Source organism: Flavobacterium sp. KACC 22761, assembly GCF_034058155.1.
Taxonomy (GTDB): domain Bacteria; phylum Bacteroidota; class Bacteroidia; order Flavobacteriales; family Flavobacteriaceae; genus Flavobacterium.
Genome location: NZ_CP139148.1, coordinates 472,998 through 498,364, shown reverse-complemented (window position 1 = coordinate 498,364; position 25,367 = coordinate 472,998). Strand labels below are relative to the sequence as shown.

20 protein-coding genes, 2 tRNA genes and 2 rRNA genes are annotated in these 25,367 nt (G+C 36.2%); 13 read left to right on the top strand and 11 right to left on the bottom strand.

Features of this window, described 5'->3' with window-relative positions; translation table 11 throughout:
* Positions 1–43 precede the first annotated feature (43 nt).
* The 9 genes from SCB73_RS02195 (at position 44) to SCB73_RS02155 (ending at position 9,217) form a co-directional block, all read left to right on the top strand.
* On the top strand, positions 44–1,132 hold the full coding sequence (locus SCB73_RS02195) for an LptF/LptG family permease (protein ID WP_320568537.1): 1,089 nt from the start codon (positions 44–46) through the stop codon (positions 1,130–1,132).
* On the top strand, positions 1,119–2,006 hold the full coding sequence (locus tag SCB73_RS02190) for a DMT family transporter (protein WP_320568536.1): 888 nt from the start codon (positions 1,119–1,121) through the stop codon (positions 2,004–2,006). Before SCB73_RS02195 ends, SCB73_RS02190 begins: the two co-directional genes overlap by 14 nt.
* 112 nt (positions 2,007–2,118) lie before the next feature.
* A complete protein-coding gene (locus tag SCB73_RS02185) occupies positions 2,119–3,072 on the top strand; it encodes an acetyl-CoA carboxylase carboxyltransferase subunit alpha (RefSeq protein ID WP_320568535.1) in 954 nt (317 codons plus the stop codon).
* Between the two features lie 140 nt (positions 3,073–3,212).
* A complete protein-coding gene (gene dnaB, locus SCB73_RS02180; RefSeq protein ID WP_320568534.1) occupies positions 3,213–4,757 on the top strand; it encodes a replicative DNA helicase in 1,545 nt (514 codons plus the stop codon).
* Between the two features lie 134 nt (positions 4,758–4,891).
* Positions 4,892–5,269, top strand: coding sequence for a hypothetical protein (locus SCB73_RS02175; protein WP_320568533.1), 378 nt, complete (start codon positions 4,892–4,894; stop codon positions 5,267–5,269).
* Between the two features lie 157 nt (positions 5,270–5,426).
* Entirely contained in the window at positions 5,427–5,915 is a 489-nt protein-coding gene (locus tag SCB73_RS02170) for a hypothetical protein (protein WP_320568532.1), read from the top strand.
* A 130-nt stretch (positions 5,916–6,045) separates the two neighbouring features.
* Positions 6,046–6,837, top strand: coding sequence for a sensor histidine kinase (locus SCB73_RS02165; protein ID WP_320568531.1), 792 nt, complete (start codon positions 6,046–6,048; stop codon positions 6,835–6,837).
* Between the two features lie 115 nt (positions 6,838–6,952).
* Complete coding sequence (locus SCB73_RS02160; RefSeq protein ID WP_320568530.1) at positions 6,953–7,618, top strand: response regulator transcription factor; 666 nt, start codon at positions 6,953–6,955, stop codon at positions 7,616–7,618.
* Between the two features lie 339 nt (positions 7,619–7,957).
* Entirely contained in the window at positions 7,958–9,217 is a 1,260-nt protein-coding gene (locus SCB73_RS02155; RefSeq protein WP_320568529.1) for an asparagine synthetase B, read from the top strand.
* Here the strand turns inward: SCB73_RS02155 and SCB73_RS02150 are convergent.
* The 11 genes from SCB73_RS02150 to thrS form a co-directional block, all read right to left on the bottom strand.
* On the bottom strand, positions 9,214–10,017 hold the full coding sequence (locus tag SCB73_RS02150; protein WP_320568528.1) for an endonuclease/exonuclease/phosphatase family protein: 804 nt from the start codon (positions 10,015–10,017) through the stop codon (positions 9,214–9,216). The genes SCB73_RS02155 and SCB73_RS02150 overlap by 4 nt on opposite strands.
* 52 nt (positions 10,018–10,069) lie before the next feature.
* The gene (locus SCB73_RS02145) at positions 10,070–10,237 is read right to left on the bottom strand and encodes a hypothetical protein (protein ID WP_320568527.1); all 168 of its coding nucleotides are present in this window, start codon (positions 10,235–10,237) and stop codon (positions 10,070–10,072) included.
* A 145-nt stretch (positions 10,238–10,382) separates the two neighbouring features.
* Positions 10,383–11,051: a response regulator gene (locus SCB73_RS02140; protein ID WP_320568526.1), complete on the bottom strand. Its 669-nt coding sequence runs from the start codon at positions 11,049–11,051 to the stop codon at positions 10,383–10,385.
* A gap of 11 nt (positions 11,052–11,062) precedes the next feature.
* Positions 11,063–12,562: a tetratricopeptide repeat protein gene (locus tag SCB73_RS02135; RefSeq protein WP_320568525.1), complete on the bottom strand. Its 1,500-nt coding sequence runs from the start codon at positions 12,560–12,562 to the stop codon at positions 11,063–11,065.
* 293 nt (positions 12,563–12,855) lie between these two features.
* Positions 12,856–14,415, bottom strand: a complete 1,560-nt coding sequence (locus SCB73_RS02130; protein WP_320568524.1) for a tetratricopeptide repeat-containing sensor histidine kinase — start codon at positions 14,413–14,415, stop codon at positions 12,856–12,858.
* A gap of 332 nt (positions 14,416–14,747) precedes the next feature.
* A complete protein-coding gene (locus SCB73_RS02125) occupies positions 14,748–15,182 on the bottom strand; it encodes a carboxymuconolactone decarboxylase family protein (RefSeq protein WP_320568523.1) in 435 nt (144 codons plus the stop codon).
* 79 nt (positions 15,183–15,261) lie between these two features.
* Positions 15,262–15,834, bottom strand: coding sequence for a Crp/Fnr family transcriptional regulator (locus tag SCB73_RS02120; RefSeq protein WP_320568522.1), 573 nt, complete (start codon positions 15,832–15,834; stop codon positions 15,262–15,264).
* A 127-nt stretch (positions 15,835–15,961) separates the two neighbouring features.
* Entirely contained in the window at positions 15,962–16,306 is a 345-nt protein-coding gene (gene rplT / locus SCB73_RS02115) for a 50S ribosomal protein L20 (RefSeq protein WP_008464948.1), read from the bottom strand.
* A gap of 154 nt (positions 16,307–16,460) precedes the next feature.
* Positions 16,461–16,658: a 50S ribosomal protein L35 gene (gene rpmI / locus SCB73_RS02110; protein ID WP_026727505.1), complete on the bottom strand. Its 198-nt coding sequence runs from the start codon at positions 16,656–16,658 to the stop codon at positions 16,461–16,463.
* A gap of 115 nt (positions 16,659–16,773) precedes the next feature.
* Entirely contained in the window at positions 16,774–17,322 is a 549-nt protein-coding gene (gene infC / locus SCB73_RS02105; RefSeq protein ID WP_091497511.1) for a translation initiation factor IF-3, read from the bottom strand.
* 22 nt (positions 17,323–17,344) lie between these two features.
* Positions 17,345–19,291, bottom strand: a complete 1,947-nt coding sequence (gene thrS, locus SCB73_RS02100) for a threonine--tRNA ligase (RefSeq protein ID WP_320568521.1) — start codon at positions 19,289–19,291, stop codon at positions 17,345–17,347.
* 1,098 nt (positions 19,292–20,389) lie between these two features.
* Here thrS and SCB73_RS02095 point away from each other — a divergent pair.
* The 4 genes from SCB73_RS02095 to SCB73_RS02080 all read left to right on the top strand — a co-directional run bounded on the left by SCB73_RS02095 (position 20,390) and on the right by SCB73_RS02080 (position 25,339).
* Positions 20,390–21,903, top strand: a 16S ribosomal RNA gene (locus SCB73_RS02095).
* Positions 21,904–22,032: 129 nt separating this feature from the next.
* Positions 22,033–22,106 (top strand) — tRNA-Ile (locus SCB73_RS02090).
* An 89-nt stretch (positions 22,107–22,195) separates the two neighbouring features.
* A tRNA-Ala gene (locus tag SCB73_RS02085) sits at positions 22,196–22,269 on the top strand.
* A gap of 188 nt (positions 22,270–22,457) precedes the next feature.
* Positions 22,458–25,339, top strand: a 23S ribosomal RNA gene (locus SCB73_RS02080).
* Together the 16S and 23S rRNA genes with 2 tRNA genes alongside form the textbook arrangement of a ribosomal RNA operon.
* Positions 25,340–25,367 lie beyond the last annotated feature (28 nt).

Sequence of the window (25,367 nt, the reverse complement as noted above, 5' to 3'; positions counted from 1 at the left end):
TATTCGGTTAAACGATTAAACAGATAAACAATTAAACCTTACTATGTTAACAATAATAGATAAGTATATTTTAAAAAGATATTTAGCCACTTTTTCGGTGATGATCTTGTTATTTATTCCGATTGGGATTGTAATTGACGTTTCTGAAAAGGTGAATAAAATGTTGGAGAACAAGATTCCGTTTATGGATATTGCGCTCTATTACTACAACTTTACGATTTATTTTGCCAATTCTCTTTTTCCGATATTTTTATTTTTATCGGTGATTTGGTTTACTTCAAAATTGGCAAACAATACAGAGATTATCGCGATTTTGAGTTCCGGGATTTCGTTCACACGTTTTTTGAGACCTTATATTATTGGTGCTTCAATCGTTTCGATTTTTGTGCTTTTGATGGGTTTTTTTATTGTTCCTGCTGCCAGCGAGGGATTTAATAATTTTAGATATACGTATTTAAAGGGAAACGGAAAAGCTGAAATGATGGGTAATAATACCAATGTTTACCGCCAGCTGAATGATCATGATTTTATTTATGTAAACAGTTTTAACGAGGAATCTAAAACGGCATTTAATTTTACGCTGGAGCATTTTGAGAAAGAAAAAATGATCTATAAAATTTCAGCTAGCCGAATTAAATGGGATCCAAAAAAGAAAACATACGTTTTATACGATTATACTAAAAGAACGGTTGGCGAATTGAATGATATTATTGAAAAGGTTCCAGAAAAAGAAGTGAAATTCAAATTTGAACTAGCCGATTTGACGCCAGTTGTTTATATCGCTGAAACACTTTCTCTTGGGAAATTGATCGATTTTATTGAAAAAGAAAGAAAAAGAGGTTCTGGAAACATCAATACTTATTTGGTTGTTCTTTACAAAAAATACAGCGTTCCGGTTTCGGCTTTTATTTTGACAATTATCGCCGTTGCAGTTTCTTCTATGAAACGTCGTGGCGGAATGGGAACTAATTTGGCTATCGGAATAGCAATTGCATTCTCATTTGTGTTTTTTGATAAAATATTTGGAACACTTGCCGAAAAATCTACATTTTCACCTTTATTAGCTGTTTGGTTCCCAAATATTGTTTTTGGAACTCTTGCAGTTTACCTACTACGTAATGCGAAACGATAATTTAAAAAGTTATTTAAATCTACATTTAATTGTTTTTATCTGGGGTTTTACTGCCATTTTAGGCGCCTTGATTACTATTGATGCTGAAAATTTGGTTTGGTTTAGAATGCTTCTAGCCATGATTTTTTTGGGCGGATTTATTTTGTACAAAAAACAATCTTTCCAAGTTCCAATAAAAGAGCTTTTTAAACTGATTTTTGTTGGATTGCTGATTGCTTTGCATTGGATTTTCTTTTTTAAGGCGATTCATGTTTCAAATGTTTCGATAACGCTTTCCATATTTTCCTTAGGAGCTTTTTTTGCTTCATTGTTGGAACCGCTTTTCTACGGAAGAAAAATATTATTTTACGAAGTTTTCTTCGGATTAGTTATTATTGCTGGTTTGGCTTTGATATTACAAGTTGAAATCAAATACTTGACAGGTGTTTATTATGCATTGGCTGCGATAATTCTTGGCGTTTTATTTACGCTAATGAATGGAAAACTGATTTCAGATCATGAACCTTCAGTAATTACGTTTTATGAATTTGGTGCGGGAGTTTTTTTTATTACAATATACTTTTTATTTCAAGGAAAATTCACTGCCGATTTTTTTACTTTATCATTAAACAATTGGATGTGGCTGTTTATTTTGGCTTCCATTTGTACAGCTTATGCATTTACAGCATCGGTAAAAGTAATGCAGAAATTGACGCCATATACAGTGATGTTAACGACTAATTTAGAGCCAGTTTACGGAATTATGCTGGCTTATTTTATTCTTGGCGGAAAAGAAAAAATGAGCACCGAATTTTATATCGGAGCCGTAATAATTATAATTACAGTTATCTTAAACGGGGTTTTTAAACATTACAAAAACAAAAAAGAAGTGTAATAGTTTACTTATCTTTTAAATCACAATTTGATACTTTACTAACAATTAACTATGCCAATGATATAATATTTTTATATTTGCGGTTCGATTTAAAAACAAAATTCAAAAATCCATGGAATATTTAGATTTTGAGCTTCCAATCAAAGAACTTGAAGAACAGTTGCAAAAGTGTGTTGTAATTGGAAAAGAATCTGAGGTTGATGTAACAGCAACGTGCAAGGAAATCAACAAAAAATTAGAGCAAACTAAGAAAGACATATATAAAAACCTTACGGCTTGGCAACGTGTTCAATTGTCAAGACATCCAAACAGACCATATACTTTAGATTATATCAGAGCAATTTGTGGTGAGACTTTTTTAGAACTTCATGGAGACAGAGGTTTTAAAGATGATAAAGCGATGGTTGGTGGTCTTGGTAAAATAAACGGACAATCGTTTATGATTATCGGGCAACAAAAAGGTTTTAATACAAAAACACGTCAATACCGTAATTTTGGTATGGCAAACCCAGAAGGATACCGTAAAGCTTTGCGTTTGATGAAAATGGCAGAGAAATTTGGAATTCCTGTTCTTACTTTGGTAGATACTCCGGGTGCATATCCAGGACTTGAAGCTGAGGAAAGAGGACAAGGTGAAGCTATTGCAAGAAATATTTTCGAAATGGTTCGTCTTCAAGTGCCAATCATCACAATTATTGTGGGTGAAGGTGCTTCTGGTGGAGCTTTAGGAATTGGTGTTGGAGATAAAGTTTATATGTTAGAGAACACTTGGTATTCTGTAATTTCTCCAGAGTCTTGCTCTTCAATTTTATGGAAAAGCTGGGAGTACAAAGAACGTGCTGCTGAAGCTTTGAAATTGACTTCTTCAGACATGAAAAAACAAAAATTAGTTGATGATGTTATTCCTGAACCACTTGGTGGAGCACACTACGATCGCGAAACGACTTTCAAGACCGTAGCAGAATATATCACTAAAGGATACAACGAATTGAAAGACTTATCAACAGCCGACTTAATTGCCCAAAGAATGGACAAATACAGTAATATGGGCGAGTTTAAAGAGTAAATTCAAATAAATTGATTAAAAATCCGAAGCCCTACGGTTTCGGATTTTTTTTTGGTTATCAACAAAAAAACTTATTTATAAACATCGTACTAGTTATAACTCACTGACATTTTTTTTTTAAATTTTGTTACTTTCGCTATATGGAAAATTTCAAAAATGTAAACCCTGTAAAGGTAGATAAAACCACAATTATTAATCTCGAAAAAGGAAAGCTTCCTCCGCAAGTGATTGAGCTTGAAGAGGCTGTTCTTGGCGCAATGATGATTGATAAAAAAGGTGTAGATGATGTAATTGATATTTTGCAGCCTGATGCTTTCTATAAAGATGCCCACAAACATATTTTTGAGGCGATTTTGCAACTTTTTACAGAAACACAGCCAATCGATTTGTTGACTGTTTCGACCCAATTAAAGAAAAATGGAAAGTTAGATGTTGCGGGAGGTGATTTTTATTTGATTCAGCTGACACAGAAAATTGCGTCTTCTGCTCACATCGAGTTTCACTCGCGTATTATTCTTCAAAAATTTATTCAAAGAAGTTTGATCCGAATTTCTTCTGAAATTATCGAAGAATCGTATGATGAAACGACAGATGTTTTTGATTTGTTGGATAAAGCCGAATCAAAATTATACGAAGTAACGCAGGGAAATATCAAACGAAGTTCTGAAACTGCACAGAGTTTGGTTCTTCAAGCGAAAAAACGTATTGAAGAAATTGCAGGAAAAGAAGGTTTGAGTGGAATTGCAACTGGTTTTGAAAAACTGGATGAAGTAACTTCAGGATGGCAACCTTCAGATTTGATTATTATCGCCGCACGTCCCGGTATGGGTAAAACGGCTTTCGTACTTTCAATGGCACGAAACGTTGCTATTCAGTTTGGACATGCGGTGGCAGTTTTCTCTTTGGAGATGGCATCAGTTCAGTTGATTACGAGGCTTATTTCTTCGGAAACTGGATTGTCTTCTGAAAAATTAAGAACAGGAAAATTAGAAAAACACGAGTGGGAGCAGTTAAGTACTAAAGTAAAAGATTTAGAAAAAGCGCCATTATTTATTGATGATACGCCTTCGCTTTCAATTTTTGATTTACGTGCAAAATGCCGTCGTTTGGCATCGCAACACAACATTAAATTAATTATTATTGACTATTTGCAGTTAATGACTGCCGGAGGTAATGGTAAAGGAGGAGGAAATCGTGAGCAGGAAATCTCGACTATTTCCCGAAACTTAAAAGCTTTGGCAAAAGAGTTGAACGTTCCGGTAATTGCACTTTCTCAGTTATCGCGTGCCGTTGAAACCCGTGGATCTAGTAAAAGACCACTTCTTTCGGATCTTCGTGAATCTGGAGCGATTGAGCAGGATGCTGATATTGTATCGTTTATTTACCGTCCTGAATATTATAAAATTGAAGAATGGGATGATGATGAGGCATCGCCAACTGCTGGACAAGCTGAGTTTATTATAGCCAAGCACCGTAACGGTGGATTAGAAAATATTCGTCTGAAATTCTTAGGACATTTAGGTAAGTTCGACAACCTTGAAGAATTTACCGGCGGATTTGATGATTTGCCTTCAAAAATGAACCATGACGATAATCCGTTTATTACTAAAAATCTGCCGTCTGCCAATGAAGCTTTTGGTAGCAATTTAAACGACGACGATGACGACAGCGATGTGCCATTTTAAAAACATTTTAAAAACCTTTTTATAAGGTTTTTTTTATGCCTTATTGTTAAATTTATTAATTAAATTCAGTAGATTAGCCAAACGATTGCCAAACAATCGTAATATTAACTGTAACCAATAAACAAATTTATATTATGGCAAATCAAAAATTACCTGAAAGAGACACTAACATCCCTTTAGAATTAGCGCAAACTTGGGTTGCAAAATGGAAAAAACAAACAGACGAAGAAACTGCAAAAAAACGTGTTGACTCGTTTTTGATCCCAAAAGTTAATTTAGAAAAAGTTCTAGCGCAAGGAATCGATGCTGCAAGAGCTTATATCGGAATAAATGACGAAGGTTTGCAAACATTGATGATCGTTGGAACAACTTATAACGAGAAAACGGGAATTTATGAAGATCAGATTCCTAACGACAAAGATGGAGTAGCTGAAGACGGTGCAGGTATTTATGATTTTTCAGAACCAAGCCCTCCTGCTACTGCTGATCCAAATAGTCCTATGAATCAATAATATGCATTCATTTCTTATAAACTTTGGATACATCTTGTTATTGCTTAATTTTATTTTGTATGCTATAAAAATTTCTGGAAAAAATGTAGCTTATAAAATATTTACAATTTATCTGTTTGTTATTTTATGTGTGCAGATAGGTGCAAAAATATGCCTGTTGAAAGGTATAAGCAATTTGTTTTTATCTCATGTATATTTCATCGGGCAGTTTATAGTTTTAAGTCTTTTTTATTTAAAATTGGTTAAGGATCAATTTCAGCAAAAAGCAATTAAAATTGGTTTTGTATTGGTTTTGTCAACTTTAATCATTCAATACGGCTTGAAACCCGAGATGTTTTTGAAATTTAATTTATATGAAATATTTATTACGTCATTCTTATTGATTATTTATTCCGTATTTCATTTTTATAATATGCTTGATGATAAGAAAGAGTTATATTTCATCAATATGGGAATTTTATTGTATCTCTTTGCGAGCACAATTTTATTTTTAGTTGGCAATTTAACTACAAAATTAAGCAAGGATTTTAGTATGATCACTTGGACTTTAAATGCTGGTTTGATAATAGTTTATCATTTGTTCTTTCTGTACGAATGGAAAATCAACTACTATAAAACAAAAACAATTAATTCTGATTTTAAATGAAGTTTTATTTGAAATTTATAATTAAGTAAAAAAAAAAAAACTCTCTCATAATTTTTATTTTGAGAGAGTTTTAATTTAAAATAGTTGAAAGTAAATTTCATTTTTGAAAAAAACTAAATCTTTAAATACTATGACAACAAAAGCAATCTCAGAATCCGAAATTGTTGCAACCGCGATCTTCAGTTGTGTTTCTTTCTTTTTGATGGGGCTTGTTTTGATCTTGTTTTTTTATTTCTCAAGAAAAAAAATTACGCAGAAAGAATTAGAAAAAAGAGATTTAGAAATTCAATACCAAAAAGAACAATTACATGCGATTATCGTGACTCAGGAAGAGGAACGGAAACGAATTGCCCAAGATCTTCATGATGATATCAGTTCAAAATTAAATATTGTCTCTTTGAATACCCATTTATTATCCGCTCCAAATTTGACCGAAGTTGAAACGAAGGAAATTACAGAGAATATTATTAGCTTGACAACAAAAGCTTTGGAGAATTCTCGAAAAATTGCCCACAATTTATTGCCTCCAGTTTTTGAAAAATTTGGACTTAGTGCTGGTGTAGAAGAGCTTTGTGCAGAATTTGAATCGAGCAAAGCGGTAAAAGTTCATTACAAAAATACTGTTAATTTTGATGAAAATGATATTGATCGACATTTGCATGTTTTCAGGATTCTTCAGGAGTTTATGAATAATTCGCTCCGACATGGAAAAGCAAATGAAATCAAAATTGAGTTTTTTGATGATAACGGAGTTTTTACCTGCAATTATGAAGACAACGGAATTGGTTTTGACAGCCAAAATGCCGAAAATCAAAAAGGTCTTGGCATGAAAAACATTGATAGCCGTATTTCTTTCCTTAACGGAACTATTCGCATTTCTTCAGAAATCAATAAAGGTTTTGCTGCAAATTTTACATTTTAAGTTAAATTCTTGGATTAATTACAGATTTAAAACGATATATTGGATTTCTTAGGTCAATGTTTGCTACATATTTTGTAAATTCGGCATACCAAACGACCAAAAACAATAAATAAAAATGAATGCTGCTATTAAAATTGCTTTAGTTGATGACGAAGTTTTATTTCGAAAAGGAATTGCCTTTTTATTGCAGAGAGAAGAAAATATCGAAATTATTTTTGAAGCATCAAACGGCGAAGAACTTCTTGCTAACTTAGAAGAAAACGAAATCAAGCCAGATATTATTATAATGGATTTGAAAATGCCTGTCCTTAATGGTGTTGAAGCCACTAAAATAATTCGTAAATCCTATCCAGATATTAAAATAATAGCCCTGACCAGTTATGACACTAAATCATTTATTGCTAATATGATTCAGGTTGGCGCAGTGGCTTATCTTATAAAAAATACTACTCCAAAAGATTTAATACTTACTATTAATGAAGTTGCAAAAAAAGGATTTTATTACAATGAGAGTGTTTTAAAAACAATTCAAGACACTATAGTTTCATCGAAAACCTCTAAAGTGCATCTTGAAACGAGTTTTCTTTCTCCTCGTGAAATCGAAATATTGCAACTTATTTGTCAGCAAAAAACAACTTCTGAAATTGCTGAACATCTTTTTTTGAGTCCGAGAACTGTTGAGGGGCACAGAAACAATTTGCTTCTTAAAACAGAATCTAGAAATATTGCAGGATTAGTTGTCTATGCGATTCAAAACGAAATCGCTGTTTTGACGCTATAAATTTCTAGGCAGTCAAAAATTGTATAGACAGAACATAGTACAAAATAATGGTAAGGACAAGTACACAAATACCAATTTTTTGAATGACATTTAATCCTTTTGGCTGGTTATTACTTTCGTTAAATTTCATAATTTTGGCTTTCATTGATTTAGTGCTCAATGATTTGGGTTACCAAATGTAGTTAGAATTTGCTTTTGCAAAATGCGTGTTTTTACCTGTTTTTAGATATTGGGATAAAAACAGTGAAAATTTTTTAACTTTTCGTTGAGTTATAAATCAGCGATAACGTTAGTGTTTTTAAATCCTTCCTTCATATCTTTACTAAAATAATTTTTTTAATGAAGAAGAATCTCGTTTATATCTTTATCATATTGTTTTCGTTTTCGGCAAAAGCATCATTTATTTTGTTGCCAATGGATGAAACTACACAACAAAATCATCTTAAAGCTTACGGAATCACTTATTGGTGTTTGAGCAAAGACTATAAAGCTAGCTGGCTTCTTAATTATAGAGGAGGTTCATTTTTATTGCCTGATGCGGAGGAAATTAGAAAAGAATGCAAGATAAGAGGAGTAAGTTTTGAAGTTTTATCGGATAGCGAAGAAGCTGCGATTTTAAATGAAATTTCTAGTCCGTCGCAAAATATGGAATCGGTTGTTTTGGAAAAAGCGCCAAAAATTGCTGTTTATACTCCAAAAGGAAAACAGCCGTGGGATGATGCCGTAACTTTGGTATTAACTTATGCCGAAATTCCGTTTACGCCAATTTACGATGAAGAAGTTTTAAGCGATCAATTGTTGCTTTACGATTGGCTTCATTTACATCATGAAGATTTTACCGGTCAATACGGAAAATTTTATGCTGCGTATAAAAATACACCTTGGTATATTGATCAGAAAAAAGATGCTGAAGCTTTAGCTGCAAAATTGGGCTATGCTAAAGTTTCACAAGAAAAAGGTGCTGTTGCAAAAAAAATACGAGATTTTGTGATTGGTGGTGGTTTTATGTTTGCAATGTGTTCTGCTACAGATAGTTTTGATATTGCTCTTGCTGCTGATGGAGTTGATATTTGCGAAGCCATGTTTGATGGTGATCCAAGTGAATCGAATTATCAGTCAAAATTAGATTTTGGAAATTCATTTGCCTTCAAAAATTTTACTTTAGAAAGAAGGCCAGAGGTTTATGAATTTTCAGATATTGATATGACCTTGAAACGCAAAGTTCCAATGGAAAAAGATTATTTTACTTTAATGGAATTTTCAGCAAAATGGGATCCAATTCCGAGTATGTTGTGCCAAAATCATACACAGCTGGTTAAAGGTTTTATGGGACAAACTACTTCGTTTGATACTTCGTTGATCAAATCAAATGTTTTGATAATGGGAACTTGCGAATTAAATGGCGAATCAAGATACATTCACGGCGAAAAAGGAAAAGGAATGTTTACTTTTTTTGGTGGCCACGATCCAGAAGATTTTCAGCATCAGGTTGGCGATCCGCCAACAGTTTTAGATTTGCATCCAAATTCTCCTGGTTATCGCTTAATTCTAAATAATGTTTTGTTTCCTGCTGCGAGAAAGAAAAAGCTTAAAACCTAGTTTAACGAAAACTCCATCCAGATTGGCAAATGGTCTGATATTTTTCTTGCTTCAGATAAAGAATTGAATTTTGCATAAAAATGGATTACACCTGATTTTTTGTAATTCAATGCATTTGTTTTGTAAAATATATTGTCAAATTCAGATGCCAAACAGACCTTGTTTTTGCATTTTTTCTTTAAAGTCGTTTTTTGATTTTGCAAAATAGAAGTGTAGCCCATTTTCTTTAAAGGAAAAAAAACAGTATGCGACTGCGGACAGTTGAAATCTCCGAGAAAAATTAAATTTAAATTGGGATAAAGAGTAGGCAGAAATTTAAAGTATTTAATTTCTGTTTCTGGATTTCTATTTTTGGTAATTGCGTGAAAGTTGCTTAAAGTGATCGTTTTTTGGCCAATTTCGAATGTAGCATAATACGGCTCTCGATCAATTTGCAGATTATATTTTTGTTCAAGCCAGGGTTTTCCTTTTAATTTAGCTTTATTTGTTTTCCAAATAAAAGCATAACGTTCTGCTTTATAACAGCTACTGCTTGTTGGTTCGCTGATTGCATAATCCCATTTTGAGCCCTTTTCATTTAGTTGAGTTGCAAGTTTGGCTATTGCTTGTGCACCGCCATAACCAGCGACCACTTCTTGAATGGCCACAATATCGTAATCAAGAAGTGTTGAAGCGATAAAATTTATTTCCGAATCCGATTTTGATTTTCCAAAATTTTCTAGATTCCAGGAAAGGATTTTAGTTTGTGAAAAGGAAAGGAACGTGAAAAAATAAAGAACAATGCTAAAAGTGGTTTTCATTTGAAATTTAAAAATTCAAATATAAGCAATACAAAGTTGGACCGCTGTAATCTTAGTTTTTTTTGTATCTATTTTTTAGCGCAGTCGAAATAATGATAATTTGCAGTACAAGTAATGCAGGAATAAAAACCATTTTCCATTCAATTTCAAAACCGCCAGCTCTTTCTGACGCGAATGCAAAACTTACTGACAAAAAAATACAAAGGAGCATTGTTTTCATAATAATTCTATTTTTGGTTGTATTGATTTTACGGATAAAATTAATGCGATATTTCGGTTTCATGGTTCAGCTAATAGGATAGTACACAAATTTATGAGTATAAAAGAGCATTTCATTACGGAAAACCGTAAAGCAAATGTTAATTTTATACCAAACCAAAATCTTTAGCTATGGCAATTAAATGAACATTGTTGTTGGCTTTAAAATATATTTTCAATTTGTTGATACGTTTTTCAATGCTGCTGGTTCCGTTTGGAGTTATGGACATTGCTTTAAATTCATTTGAAATATGTTCTAAAATATAGCCTTTGGCTAAAAGTGATAAAATAGAAATATCGTACGATTCAATTTCAATTAAAGATTTATCGTTGAAGCCAAAAGATAAGTCAGAAGATAGAATTTTTTCTTCATTTTGATAAACCCTTTCAATGGCTTTTCTTAATTCTTCAATACTGTTTCTGCCTTTAGAAACATAGGCATTTATGCTTAAATCATTAAAAAGTGATTTTATGCGAAATGATTTGTCTTCTATAGAGAAAACAATCTTTTTTAAATCTGGCTGTACTTTATTAATTGCTCCAATAAGATCTTCTCCACTGTTAAGCTGATTTTTTCGATAATCTGATTTAAAGGATAAATCGGTAATCAATAAATCATATGGTGCATTTTCTGCAAGTGCCTTTTTGGCTTTCAATAAGCCATCGTCACAGTATTTTACGTGGTCTATTATAGGAACTTTTAAGTCTTCAAGTACTTGAATTACAGCAATGCTAATGCTGTCTAAATCTTCGGCAACTAAAACTTTTTTGAACATATAATTTGTTTTTAAATAGGGAAAGTGAAACTTAATTTAAAACCTTTGTCAGAATTTTTGTCAAAAGTAATAGTTCCTTTTATAGTTTTAATACGGTTTTCCACATTTTGGAGACCATTTTTTAGAATTAGTGCATTATTTTTTGTTCCAATGCCATTATCAATATATAAAACGGTTAAATTATGATCAGAGACTTTTGTAGTCACACTTACCAAACTAGCTTCACTGTGTTTTTTCATATTCAGAAATAATTCTTGCATGACTCGGTAAAGAACTATTTTTTTATTTTTTTCAATTTGATTCCATCGAACAGTATCAAAACCTTGCAGTAAAATATTAACTTTTTGGGTTTTGTAGCCTGAAATCATTTCTTTTAGTTCGGAAATGTAATTTTCATCAGTGGAGATTAAACTATTTTCTTTAGAAATATTTCTGGCTTTTGAATATATGTTTTCAAGATTATTTAATAATTGATCCTTATTTGGGCCTAATTCTAGATTTCCTTTTTGAATCAAAGCTATCGTATGATATAAATCGTTGGCAAGTTCAGCATCTAATTTCCTTGAGATTCTTGCTTCACTAATGTAAATCGCATCATTTTTTTCTTTTTTCCCTTTTTTAGAAAGATGGAAAAATATAAATAGGAATGCCGAAAACACAAATACTATAGAAATATATAAAATGATATTGCGGTTTTTTTGTCTTTCTAATTGTAATTCTTTTTCTGCTTTTTGAGTTTTCAGCTCTAAGTTTTCTTCTCTGTCTTTCTTGGAGTTATAGATAGCATCGGCAAATTGATTTTTTGCTTTTTTTCTGCTGATAATAAGACTGTCAACTTTTCTGCTGTAAATTTTCCAATGTTTTCTAGAATTTTCGGCATTATCAGCTTCAATAAGTTGGGCTAACATATTAATTTCATATGTCGTAGCTTTTGCTCTTTTTGCGCAATAGTAAGCTTTTTCGGCATTAATTTTCTTTAGTTCTGGATTATCGTATTTTTTATAATATTTATAAAAAGCATGATAATTGCCAACAAGCTCATAATCATCATTTAATGTAAGTGTTAATTTCAAGCTTTCGTTAAAACATTTGAATGCTTCTTCTTTATGATTTCCCAGATATAAATAGGAAAGGCCCAGATTATATAATATAGCTGCGCGCTGAGGAATTGTATTTGAGGGAGTTATTTTATCTTCAATCTTATTTCTAACTCTAGCTAATGGTTCTAATAAATTTATTGCCTCTTGATATTTTTCTTCATGCATATATACAAAAGCAATTTCAGATAATATTCGTGATTTTCTGAATGTAGAGATTGCTTTTTTTAGTGCCTTTTTATGGTAATATAATGCCTTTTCGTAATCGTATGTATACAAAAAGTTATAGGCCATGAATGTATAGGCGTTAACGGCATATTTTGTATTGGTTGTTTTTTCTAAGTATGGAAATGCTTTTATAAGTGTAGTTTCTGCGTCGTAATAATTACCATGTCGTTGTAGAATTTCTACCATATAGTTTAACGATTCAACATATTCATCAACATAATTATCTTTTGGTTCGCATAATAATTGTGTTTTATTGAAATAAAAAAAAGCGCTATCATATTTTCCGGCATCAAAAAAAGCATTTGCTTTTTTGTGCATTTGTTTTATTTCGACTTCGCGATCTTTTTTGATATGTTGTATATGTCGTTGTTTTGCTTCAGAAAATTGTGTGCAAAAACTAAATAACAAGACCGCAATAAAGATTGGCAAGCAAAGAAAAATATAGTTTTTTTTAAAAAAACGGAATAAGTTCTTCATCATCATAATGGGAGTTTAATTAGAACTTTAAAACCTTTTCCTAAATCAGAGTTTATGTCGATTTCACCATTGATTTTGTGAATTGTATTCGACATATTATGCAAACCGTTTTTTAAAGCCATTTTAGAGGCATCAATTCCTTTTCCATTATCAGTATAATTGATTAAAAGGGTGTTGTCTTTCTCTTTAAACGTTATGGCAACTAAGCTGGCCTCACTATGTTTTTTCATGTTTACAAGTAATTCCTGTATGGCTCTGTAAACCGATATTTTTTTGATTTTATCGACTTTATCCCATGAAATTGTGTCTAAACCATTCAGCAACAGATTAACATTAGAGGTGTTGAATCGGGAAATCATCTCTTTAAGCTGAATCGTGTAATTTTGATTGCTTATAATTGGATTGTTTTCTTTGGAAATATTTCTTGTTCGGAAATAAATATCATTAAGCTTCGTGAGTAAATGATTTTTATTTTCTTCACTAGTAAGATTTCTATTCTCAACAAATGCCAGAGCATGATATACATCATTAGCTAATTCGTCATGTAATTTTTTTGAAATTCGGGTTTCGCTGTCATATGTTGCTTCAATTTTTTGACGATTTATTCTTGCGGTTAAGTAAAAATGAATGACGATAATGAGACACAATGCCGATAGGATAATGATATACGAAATGATGTTTCTACGTTCCTGTTTTTCTAATTGAAGTTCATTTTTGATTTTTTGAGCCTTCAGTTTTAAGTTTTCCTCTTTCTCTGTTTTGGAATCGTATTTCATTTTTGCAAATTGATTTTTAGCCTTTTGTTTGACCTCATAAATGCTATCAATCAGTTTTATATAAAGAAGAGATTTTTCTTTTGACTCTTCAGCCGAATTTGTGTTTTCTATAATGAATTTTAATGCAAGCAAGCGATCATCAATATTGCCAGATAATGCGTAGTTTTCGTAACTTAATTTGGCATACATCATTGACAAAGCCTTATTGGACTTATAATATTCAGTAAGATTGTAATACGTTTTGCCTAAACCTTCCTCGTCTTTTGCTTCAGACTTTATCTGTAAGCTCTTTTGAAAATAACTCAAGGCTTTTGGATTGTTGAGTTTGAAATAACAATAACCAATATAGTCGAGTATTTTTGAGTAATAGGTCGGTTTTTGTTGCAGAAATTTTTCTTTGCTTATGGAAAGAAAAATTGGGAGTGCTTTTTTGTACTTGTGCTGTTTTATATAAATTGTAGCTATATTATTTTTTGCTTCAAGAATGTTGATTCGGTCAACCTTTAAAGTAAATGCTTTGGAGTAATAGTAAATAGCATTTGGATAATCATAAGTATAATAATAGTTTCGGCCTAAAACACTATAAATATTCCATACATAATTTGGGTCTTTAATTTTATTTAAGAAAGGAATTGTTTCTGTTGCGGTTTTAGTACTTCCAATAAAATCTTCGTGGTCTTGCTGAATTTCGGCCATGTAATACATGCAAGAAACGTAGGTTTTAGCATCATCATTAGGGTTGCATTTTGTTCTCGCTTTGTTGTAAAAATAAAATGCACTATCCAACTGTTTATTCTTGTAGAATGAATCAGCGGCATTAATTATCTTTTCTGTTTTGACCTTATTATTTGTAATTTTCTCTGTAATTTTTTTTTTCTTTTGACAGGCAAAAAAGACTGCGAAAATGAGAATTATATATAGAAAAAATTGTATTTTTTTTGAAACCATGCGCCAAAAATAGAAAATTATATTTCTTACAACCACGTATAAATACGGTATTTTGTTTTTGGTGAAAAAAAAATAAATTTCGGGATCTCATTTACAGGTACATACGAACAAACCCTCGCGTAGGAGGGTCTGTAGGTATGAATTTTGTTGTAAAATTTATCTTTATAAAATTATTCTGCTCTCATTCCAGTTGCAATTCCTATTCGGTTCCAAGCATTAATTGTGATGATCGCCAAAATGATTTCGGCAAGGTATTTTTCATCAAATAATTTGGCCGCATTTTGATATACTTCTTCAGAAACGTGATTAGATATTAAAGTAATTTCTTCCGTTAAAGCTAATATTGCTCTTTCTTCTTCCGAATAAAAATCGGCCTCGCGCCATGCACTTAATAAATATATGCGTTCTTCTGTAACACCTAATTTTCTGGCATCGGCAGTATGCATTTTTATACAATAAGCACAACCATTGATTTGCGACGCTCTAATTTTGATTAACTCTTTGTGTACTGGAGATAACAATGTTGAAGCCATATATTTTTCTAGGCCTAACATGGCTTGATAAGCTTCTGGGGCAACTTGTGGGACAACAATTCTTGATTTCATTTTTATATGTTTTAAAAGTTCATTACAAAGGTCAGTAATGCATGCTTTTAAAAACTTGAACTACTTCAAGAAATTTAAATCAGACTTTTCCCGCTCTGATTTTGCTCATGAATTCTGCAGAAAAATCCAAATAGGAGGCAAGCATATATTGCGGAACCCGCTGTACAAATTCAGGGAAATGATCATTAAAGTGATGATATCTTTCTTCAGCTGACATAGTGAATAAGAATTTAATTCTCATTTGCATAGCACCAAAAGTTTTTTGAGTAACGATTCTGAAATATCTTTCCAGATTCGGTATTTCGATTAAGAGTGATTCTAAAACAGTTTTGTCAAGAATAATAACTTCCGAGTTTTCTACAGCCTGTAAATAAAAACTTGAGGGAATATGATTGTGATAACTTAAATAATCAGTAATCCACCAGTTTTCGATCCCAAACTGTAATGTTTGTTCAGCTCCTTTCGGATTGATGATATATTGTCTCATACAGCCTTTGACAATATAGTACATGCTATTGCAGATTTGTCCTTCTTTTAATACATGCTCTTTCTTCTTTATTTTCGAAAGTTCCAGACAAGATTCTATTTTGTCGATGTCTGAAGGTTCGAGAGCAATGAATTTTTCAATATGGTCAAAAATTGGCTTAAGCATTACACTGTTGTTTTAAAATGGTATTAAAGGTAAAACAGATTGTTTTAAAAACAAAAAACCATCCCGATTAATCGGGATGGTTTTTCTATGATAAGTAAGTAATCTTAAATTGAGTTTATAAAACGTTTTATTTTACTTTATTAAGAATAGCTTTGAAAGCTTCTGGGTGGTTCATAGCTAAATCTGCAAGAACTTTACGGTTCAATTCGATTCCGTTAGCTTTAACTTTCCCCATGAATTGAGAATAAGACATTCCTTCTAATCTAGCTCCAGCGTTGATACGTTGAATCCATAATGAACGGAAATTTCTTTTGTTTTGTTTTCTATCGCGGTAAGCGTAGCTCATCGCTTTCTCTACTGCATTCTTAGCAACTGTCCAAACGTTTTTACGTCTTCCAAAGAAACCTTTGGCTTGCTTCATTATTTTTTTTCTTCTTGCTCTTTTAGCAACTGAATTTACCGATCTTGGCATAATTTTAATGTGTTTTTGTAGCAGGCGTCCTGAATTGAATCAAAGGAACTTAATGGCCGTACTCCAAGGTTATATAAATAATTTTTTAACCTAAAGAATTTTAGTCAAAATCAAAATTGACTTTAGACTTTATAACTTTCGTCTTTCGACTTAATTAGATAATTCTTAATTGTTGTTTGATGCTTTTCATATCTGTTTGGTGAACTAGCGCTGAGTGAGTCAAAGCTAATTTACGTTTTTTAGATTTTTTAGTCAAGATGTGACTTTTAAAAGCATGCTTTCTTTTAATCTTTCCAGAGCCAGTAACTTTAAAACGTTTCTTAGCGCTAGATTTTGTTTTCATTTTAGGCATTTTTCCTAGTGTTTTAATTTATTCTTACTTACTTATATCTTTAGTCTAAAAGTTCAAAAGTCTAAAGTTTGAAAGTCTTTTTTGACTTTCGACTTATGACTTTCGACCTTATGACTTATTTCTTTTTCTTAGGAGCAATGAACATAATCATTCTCTTTCCTTCCAGAACTGGCATAGCTTCAACTTTACCGTGTTCTTCTAAATCTTGAGCAAGACGCAATAACAGAATCTGACCTTGATCTTTGTAAATAATAGAACGTCCTTTAAAGAATACGAAAGCTTTTAATTTAGCTCCCTCTTTCAAGAATTTTTCAGCGTTCTTTCTTTTAAACTCGTAATCATGCTCATCAGTCTGAGGACCAAATCGAATTTCTTTTACAACAACCTGAGAAGATTTAGCTTTTAATGCTTTGTCTCTTTTCTTTTGTTCGTAAACAAATTTCTTGTAATCCATGATTTTACAAACCGGCGGTTCTGCGTTTGGCGAAATTTCAACTAAGTCCAATTCAAATTGGTCAGCTAAACGTAACGCATCTGCGATTTTAAAAACGCCAGGCTCAATATTTTCACCTACAAGACGTACTTCTGGAACACGAATAAGATTGTTTATTCTGTGTGCATCTTTTTTTTCTACTCGAGGTTGAAAACCTCTGTTGCTTCTTATTGCTATGACTTTCTAATTTAAGTTAAACTGTAAATACTTTTAATGTCTTTTTTATTTCTTCGTCTACAATCGCAGCAAATTCTTCGATTGAAACTGTGATATTACCTTTTCCTTCTTGTCCGTGACGACGAATCGAAATTGTACCATTTTTCTCTTCTTCCTCGCCTACGATAAGCATGAATGGGATTTTTTGCATTTCTGCATCTCTAATTTTCTTACCGATAGTTTCGTTTCGGTTGTCAATTAGGGCGCGAATTTCGTGATTTTCTAGCAAATCTAAAACTTTTTTAGCATAATTTTCGTATTTCTCGCTCAAAGACAAGATAATAGCTTGCTCAGGCATTAGCCAAAGTGGGAAATTTCCTGCTGTATGTTCTAGTAAAATTGCTATAAAACGCTCCATAGATCCAAATGGAGCTCTGTGAATCATAACTGGGCGATGTAATTCATTATCAGCACCTTTATATGTCAAATCAAAACGCTCAGGAAGGTTGTAATCTACCTGAATTGTTCCCAATTGCCATTGTCTTCCCAAAGCATCTTTTACCATGAAATCTAGCTTCGGGCCATAGAATGCTGCTTCACCATATTCTACAACAGTATTCAGACCTTTGTCTTTTGCTGCGTTGATGATTGCGTTTTCTGCCTTCTCCCAGTTTTCATCAGTTCCAATGTATTTTTCTCTGTCTTCCTGATCTCTCAACGAGATTTGAGCTGTAAAATTTTCAAAACCTAACGAACCAAATACATATAATACAAGGTCAATTACTTTTTTAAACTCTTCGTCCAATTGCTCTGGAGTACAAAAAATATGCGCATCATCTTGAGTAAACCCTCTAACACGAGTTAAACCATGTAATTCTCCAGATTGCTCATATCTATAAACAGTTCCAAATTCAGCATAACGCTTAGGTAAATCTTTATATGACCAAGGTCTTACATTGTAAATTTCACAGTGGTGAGGGCAGTTCATAGGTTTCAATAAAAACTCTTCGCCCTCTGCTGGAGTATGAATTGGTTGAAAGCTATCAGCTCCATATTTAGCGTAGTGACCAGAAGTAACATAAAGCTCCTTTTGTCCAATATGCGGAGAGACAACTTGTTCGTATCCTGCTTTCTTTTGGGCTCTTTTCAAGAATTGCTCTAAGCGCTCTCTAAGTGCAGCGCCTTTTGGTAACCATAAAGGCAAGCCTTGACCTACTTTTTGTGAGAAAGCAAACAATTCAAGTTCTTTTCCTAATTTGCGGTGATCACGACGCTTTGCTTCTTCAAGAAGTTCAAGATATTCAGTCAAATCTTTTTGTTTAGGGAAAGAAGTTCCGTAAACACGAGTCAATTGTTTGTTTTTCTCGTCACCTCTCCAGTAAGCACCAGCAATACTCATGATTTTTACAGCTTTGATAATTCCAGTGTTAGGAATATGTCCACCACGACATAAATCAGTAAATGTAGAATGGTCGCAGAATGTAATAGTTCCGTCTTCAAGATTCGAAATCAATTCAGTCTTGTAAACGTTGTCTTTGTACATTTCTAAAGCTTCCGCTTTAGTTACCGGACGCATTTTAAAATCAAACTTTCCTCTTGCGATTTCAAGAATACGGTCTTCGATTTTTTTAAAATCAGCTTCAGAAATTTTCTGATCTTCAAAATCCACATCATAATAAAACCCATTAGCAATTGCAGGCCCAAGAGTTAATTTGATTCCAGGATACAATTCCTCAAGAGCTTGAGCCATCACGTGCGAAGTTGAATGCCAGAAAGCTTTTTTGCCTTCAGCATCATTCCAAGTGTATAATATAAGATTACCGTCGGTCGTTAATGGAGTCTCGGTTTCAATAGTTGTGCCATTAAAAGATGCTGAAATCACGTTTCTAGCAAAACCTTCGCTAATGTTTTTAGCGACCTCCATTGGAGTTACGCCTTGAGCGAACTCTCTAATTGACCCATCGGGTAAAGTAATCTTGATCATTGTTTATAATTTTGTGAATGCAAATATACATGATTACAAAAATACATACAATATATATGTAGAAGTTTACTCTATTATATATAAGTATAGTTTTATTGTACTATATAGAAAGAGTAGTTCTTAATAGCGAGCCAGTCAGTTTGCCAGACCTGCCGGTTTTGTTTTTTTTATACATATAATATATATGAGCAAGATTTTGTCCTGCTGAGCGGGGTAGAAGTCTTTTTTTAGTTTTAGAATCTGTTTTATTAGGAGCTGATCCCGCTATCCGCTGCAATCTTTTGTGCCGAACCCCGGCACAAAAGGATTTTCGCTTCTATCGGGGCTAGGGCATCGGTTTTCAGAAGAAATTCCGGAGAAGGAGGCGTGTTTCGGAAGGAAACAGAGGAGCGGAAAGAGAAAAACTTTTCGCCTTTGCGCCTTTTCGAGATGAAGAACGGTATGGGGAGGCATAGATTCTTGTCAAAAAACAGGCAGAAAGGCTGAAGACTCCGCAAAATGCGATTCTGGAAATGGCTGAAAAATATCAAATCGGCACCATAGTTCAGAAAAGACCTACATGATGTTGAAAAAAGTTATTTTGCAAACAATATGTTTTCAGCGAGTTAAGAAAAAGATCGAAAAAAGATCGAAAAAACACGGAAAAAAGTGTTGCATAACTGGAAAAAGGTGCTACTTTTGCACCCGCAACAGCGAAAACGTTCACAGAAATACTGGCAGGCAATACGGATCAAGCGGGAAGATATTCTCGAAAAAAAAGTTCAAAAAAAGCTTGCAGGTTTTGAAAAAGCGTTCTACATTTGCACCCCGCAAAACACGGAAAGTTCATTGAGGTATTGGAAGGAAAACGAGAAGGGATGAGGCGAAAAAAAAAGCTTCAAAGATTTTTCAAGTTTTTCTTGCGAGAAACAAAAAGAAGTTTTAGTTTTGCACCCGCTTTGAGAAACAAGCGCAAAGACAAAAAAAGACACGTTCGTAGACATATTGAATTGACAGCCGTTCCGATGCAAATCGGAACAAAAAAAAGAATAAGAGTAATGGAATCGAGAGATTCGAAAAGAACCGACTGGAATTCATCGAATGATAATATTAAAATATACGATGAAGAGTTTGATCCTGGCTCAGGATGAACGCTAGCGGCAGGCTTAACACATGCAAGTCGAGGGGTATAAGTCTTCGGATTTAGAGACCGGCGCACGGGTGCGTAACGCGTATGCAATCTGCCTTCCACAGAGGGATAGCCCAGAGAAATTTGGATTAATACCTCATAGCATTGCAAGGGGGCATCCCTTTGCAATTAAAGTCACAACGGTGGAAGATGAGCATGCGTCCCATTAGCTAGTTGGCAAGGTAACGGCTTACCAAGGCTACGATGGGTAGGGGTCCTGAGAGGGAGATCCCCCACACTGGTACTGAGACACGGACCAGACTCCTACGGGAGGCAGCAGTGAGGAATATTGGTCAATGGGCGCAAGCCTGAACCAGCCATGCCGCGTGCAGGATGACGGTCCTATGGATTGTAAACTGCTTTTGTACGGGAAGAAACACTCCTACGTGTAGGAGCTTGACGGTACCGTAAGAATAAGGATCGGCTAACTCCGTGCCAGCAGCCGCGGTAATACGGAGGATCCAAGCGTTATCCGGAATCATTGGGTTTAAAGGGTCCGTAGGCGGTCCTGTAAGTCAGTGGTGAAAGCCCATCGCTCAACGATGGAACGGCCATTGATACTGCAGGACTTGAATTACCAGGAAGTAACTAGAATATGTAGTGTAGCGGTGAAATGCTTAGAGATTACATGGAATACCAATTGCGAAGGCAGGTTACTACTGGTGGATTGACGCTGATGGACGAAAGCGTGGGTAGCGAACAGGATTAGATACCCTGGTAGTCCACGCCGTAAACGATGGATACTAGCTGTTGGGGGCGACCTCAGTGGCTAAGCGAAAGTGATAAGTATCCCACCTGGGGAGTACGAACGCAAGTTTGAAACTCAAAGGAATTGACGGGGGCCCGCACAAGCGGTGGAGCATGTGGTTTAATTCGATGATACGCGAGGAACCTTACCAAGGCTTAAATGCAGACTGACCGTTTTGGAAACAGAACTTTCGCAAGACAGTCTACAAGGTGCTGCATGGTTGTCGTCAGCTCGTGCCGTGAGGTGTCAGGTTAAGTCCTATAACGAGCGCAACCCCTGTTGTTAGTTGCCAGCGAGTCATGTCGGGAACTCTAGCAAGACTGCCAGTGCAAACTGTGAGGAAGGTGGGGATGACGTCAAATCATCACGGCCCTTACGCCTTGGGCTACACACGTGCTACAATGGCCGGTACAGAGAGCAGCCACTGGGCGACCAGGAGCGAATCTACAAAGCCGGTCACAGTTCGGATCGGAGTCTGCAACTCGACTCCGTGAAGCTGGAATCGCTAGTAATCGGATATCAGCCATGATCCGGTGAATACGTTCCCGGGCCTTGTACACACCGCCCGTCAAGCCATGGAAGCTGGGGGTGCCTGAAGTCGGTGACCGCAAGGAGCTGCCTAGGGTAAAACTGGTAACTAGGGCTAAGTCGTAACAAGGTAGCCGTACCGGAAGGTGCGGCTGGAACACCTCCTTTCTAGAGCCTCGATTGTTTGCCGCAAGGCACGGCGAGGAAACAAGATGGATATCCTGAAGGTCTTGGGCCTCGGAATTCGATTACTCTTGCTGTCGATTTAAAAAATGATAAACAATTAAGAAAAAACAGAGTCTCGTAGCTCAGCTGGTTAGAGTACTACACTGATAATGTAGGGGTCGGCAGTTCGAGTCTGCCCGGGACTACTATTTTGACTTGAGAAAAAGGAAATTCTAGGGTTGAGTTCTTATGAATGATTATTCATAATTCATAATTCACAATTCATAATTAGATTGGGGGATTAGCTCAGCTGGCTAGAGCGCCTGCCTTGCACGCAGGAGGTCAACGGTTCGACTCCGTTATTCTCCACAAAAAAGTACAAAGGTGATAGTACAGGGTATCAAGACGGTAGTCTTGATGCTTCATGCAAAAATCTTGATACTTATTAAAGTTCATTGACATATTGAGATAAGAAAATACAAGAAAGTAGAAAGCGTTTTCTGCAGTTTTGCTGCAGGAGACAAAAAAAACGGTCATAATAGATATTATGATTGGTACAATAAGCAAAACAAGGGCGCATGGGGAATGCCTAGGCTCTCAGAGGCGATGAAGGACGTGATAAGCTGCGAAAAGCTGCGGGGACGGGCACACACCGATCGATCCGCAGGTATCCGAATGGGGCAACCCGCTATATTGAAGATATAGCACACCGATAGGTGGGCAAACCCGCTGAACTGAAACATCTAAGTAGGCGGAGGAGAAGAAAACAAAAGTGATTCCGTAAGTAGTGGCGAGCGAACGCGGATTAGCCCAAACCAGCTATGTTGCGGCATAGCTGGGGTTGTAGGACCGCGATATTTCATGCACAAGGAACCGGAAGCTTCTGGAAAGGAGCGCCACAGAGGGTGACAGCCCCGTATGGGCAACGAGTGTAATGGATAGCGGTATCCTGAGTAGGGCGGGGCACGTGAAACCCTGTCTGAATTCGGCGGGACCATCCGCTAAGGCTAAATACTCCTGAGAGACCGATAGTGAACCAGTACCGTGAGGGAAAGGTGAAAAGAACCGTGAATAACGGAGTGAAATAGATCCTGAAACCATGCGCCTACAAGCGGTCGGAGCCCTTTAGTGGGGTGACGGCGTGCCTTTTGCATAATGAGCCTACGAGTTAACGTTGCCGGCAAGGATAAGTGGTTAAGCCATGGATCCGCAGCGAAAGCGAGTCTGAATAGGGCGCTTTAGTCGGCAGTGTTAGACGCGAAACCGTGTGATCTACCCATGGGCAGGTTGAAGCTGTGGTAACACACAGTGGAGGACCGAACCGGTTGACGTTGAAAAGTCTTCGGATGACCTGTGGGTAGGGGTGAAAGGCCAATCAAACTCGGAAATAGCTCGTACTCCCCGAAATGCATTTAGGTGCAGCGCTGAGGATAGTTATATAGAGGTAGAGCTACTGATTGGATGCGGGGGCTTCACCGCCTACCAATTCCTGACAAACTCCGAATGCTATATAATGTTTCCCAGCAGTGAGGGCTTGGGTGCTAAGGTCCAAGTCCGAGAGGGAAAGAACCCAGACCATCAGCTAAGGTCCCCAAATATATGCTAAGTTGAAAGAACGAGGTTTGTCTGCCCAGACAGCTAGGATGTTGGCTTGGAAGCAGCCATTCATTTAAAGAGTGCGTAACAGCTCACTAGTCGAGCGGACGAGCATGGATAATAATCGGGCATAAGCATATTACCGAAGCTATGGATTTGCATGTATGTGCAAGTGGTAGGGGAGCATTCTGACAGGGCTGAAGGTGTGCCGTAAGGCATGCTGGACCGGTCAGAAAAGAAAATGTAGGCATAAGTAACGATAATGCGGGCGAGAAACCCGCACACCGAAAAACTAAGGTTTCCACAGCTATGCTAATCAGCTGTGGGTTAGTCTGGTCCTAAGGCGAACCCGAAAGGGACAGTCGATGGCCGACGGGTTAATATTCCCGTACTACTTATTGCTGTGATGGGGTGACGGAGTGATGAAAGCGCCGCGGACTGACGGAATAGTTCGTTGAAGTACCTAGCTATAGGCTCTCTAGGCAAATCCGGAGAGCTTGGTGAAATACGATAGTACTCGGAGTCTTCGGACAAAGAGATAGCGCGCCTAAGGGCTTCCAAGAAAAACCTCTAAACTTCAGGCAATAAGTACCAGTACCGCAAACCGACACAGGTAGTTGAGGAGAGAATCCTAAGGTGCTCGAGAGATTCATGGCTAAGGAATTAGGCAAAATAGACCTGTAACTTCGGGAGAAAGGTCGCCCCGAGCAATCGGGGCCGCAGTGAAGAGGTCCAGGCGACTGTTTATCAAAAACACAGGGCTCTGCAAAATCGCAAGATGACGTATAGGGCCTGACACCTGCCCGGTGCTGGAAGGTTAAGAGGAGATGTTATCTTCGGAGAAGCATTGAATTGAAGCCCCAGTAAACGGCGGCCGTAACTATAACGGTCCTAAGGTAGCGAAATTCCTTGTCGGGTAAGTTCCGACCTGCACGAATGGTGTAACGATCTGGACACTGTCTCAGCCATGAGCTCGGTGAAATTGTAGTAACGGTGAAGATGCCGTTTACCCGCAGTGGGACGAAAAGACCCTGTGCACCTTTACTATAGCTTAGTATTGACCTTGGATAAATGATGTGTAGGATAGGTTGGAGACTATGAAGCGGCGTCGCCAGGCGTTGTGGAGTCATTGTTGAAATACAACCCTTTGTTTATCTGAGGCCTAACCCCGCGTTGCGGGGGACATTGCTTGGTGGGTAGTTTGACTGGGGTGGTCGCCTCCAAAAGAGTAACGGAGGCTTCTAAAGGTTCCCTCAGCACGCTTGGTAACCGTGCGCAGAGTGCAATGGCATAAGGGAGCTTGACTGAGAGACATACAGGTCGATCAGGTACGAAAGTAGAGCATAGTGATCCGGTGGTTCCGCATGGAAGGGCCATCGCTCAAAGGATAAAAGGTACGCCGGGGATAACAGGCTGATCTCCCCCAAGAGCTCATATCGACGGGGGGGTTTGGCACCTCGATGTCGGCTCGTCACATCCTGGGGCTGGAGAAGGTCCCAAGGGTTGGGCTGTTCGCCCATTAAAGTGGCACGCGAGCTGGGTTCAGAACGTCGTGAGACAGTTCGGTCTCTATCTACTGCGGGCGTTAGAAATTTGAGTGGATCTGATTCTAGTACGAGAGGACCGAATTGGACCAACCTCTAGTGTATCTGTTGTCCCGCCAGGGGCACCGCAGAGTAGCTACGTTGGGAAGGGATAAGCGCTGAAAGCATATAAGCGCGAAACCCACCACAAGATGAGATTTCTTTTAAGGATCGTGGAAGATGACCACGTTGATAGGCTACAGATGTAAAGGCAGCAATGTCACAGTCGAGTAGTACTAATAATCCGTAAGCTTATGTACACACTTTTCCCGATCCGCCCAGGCGGAT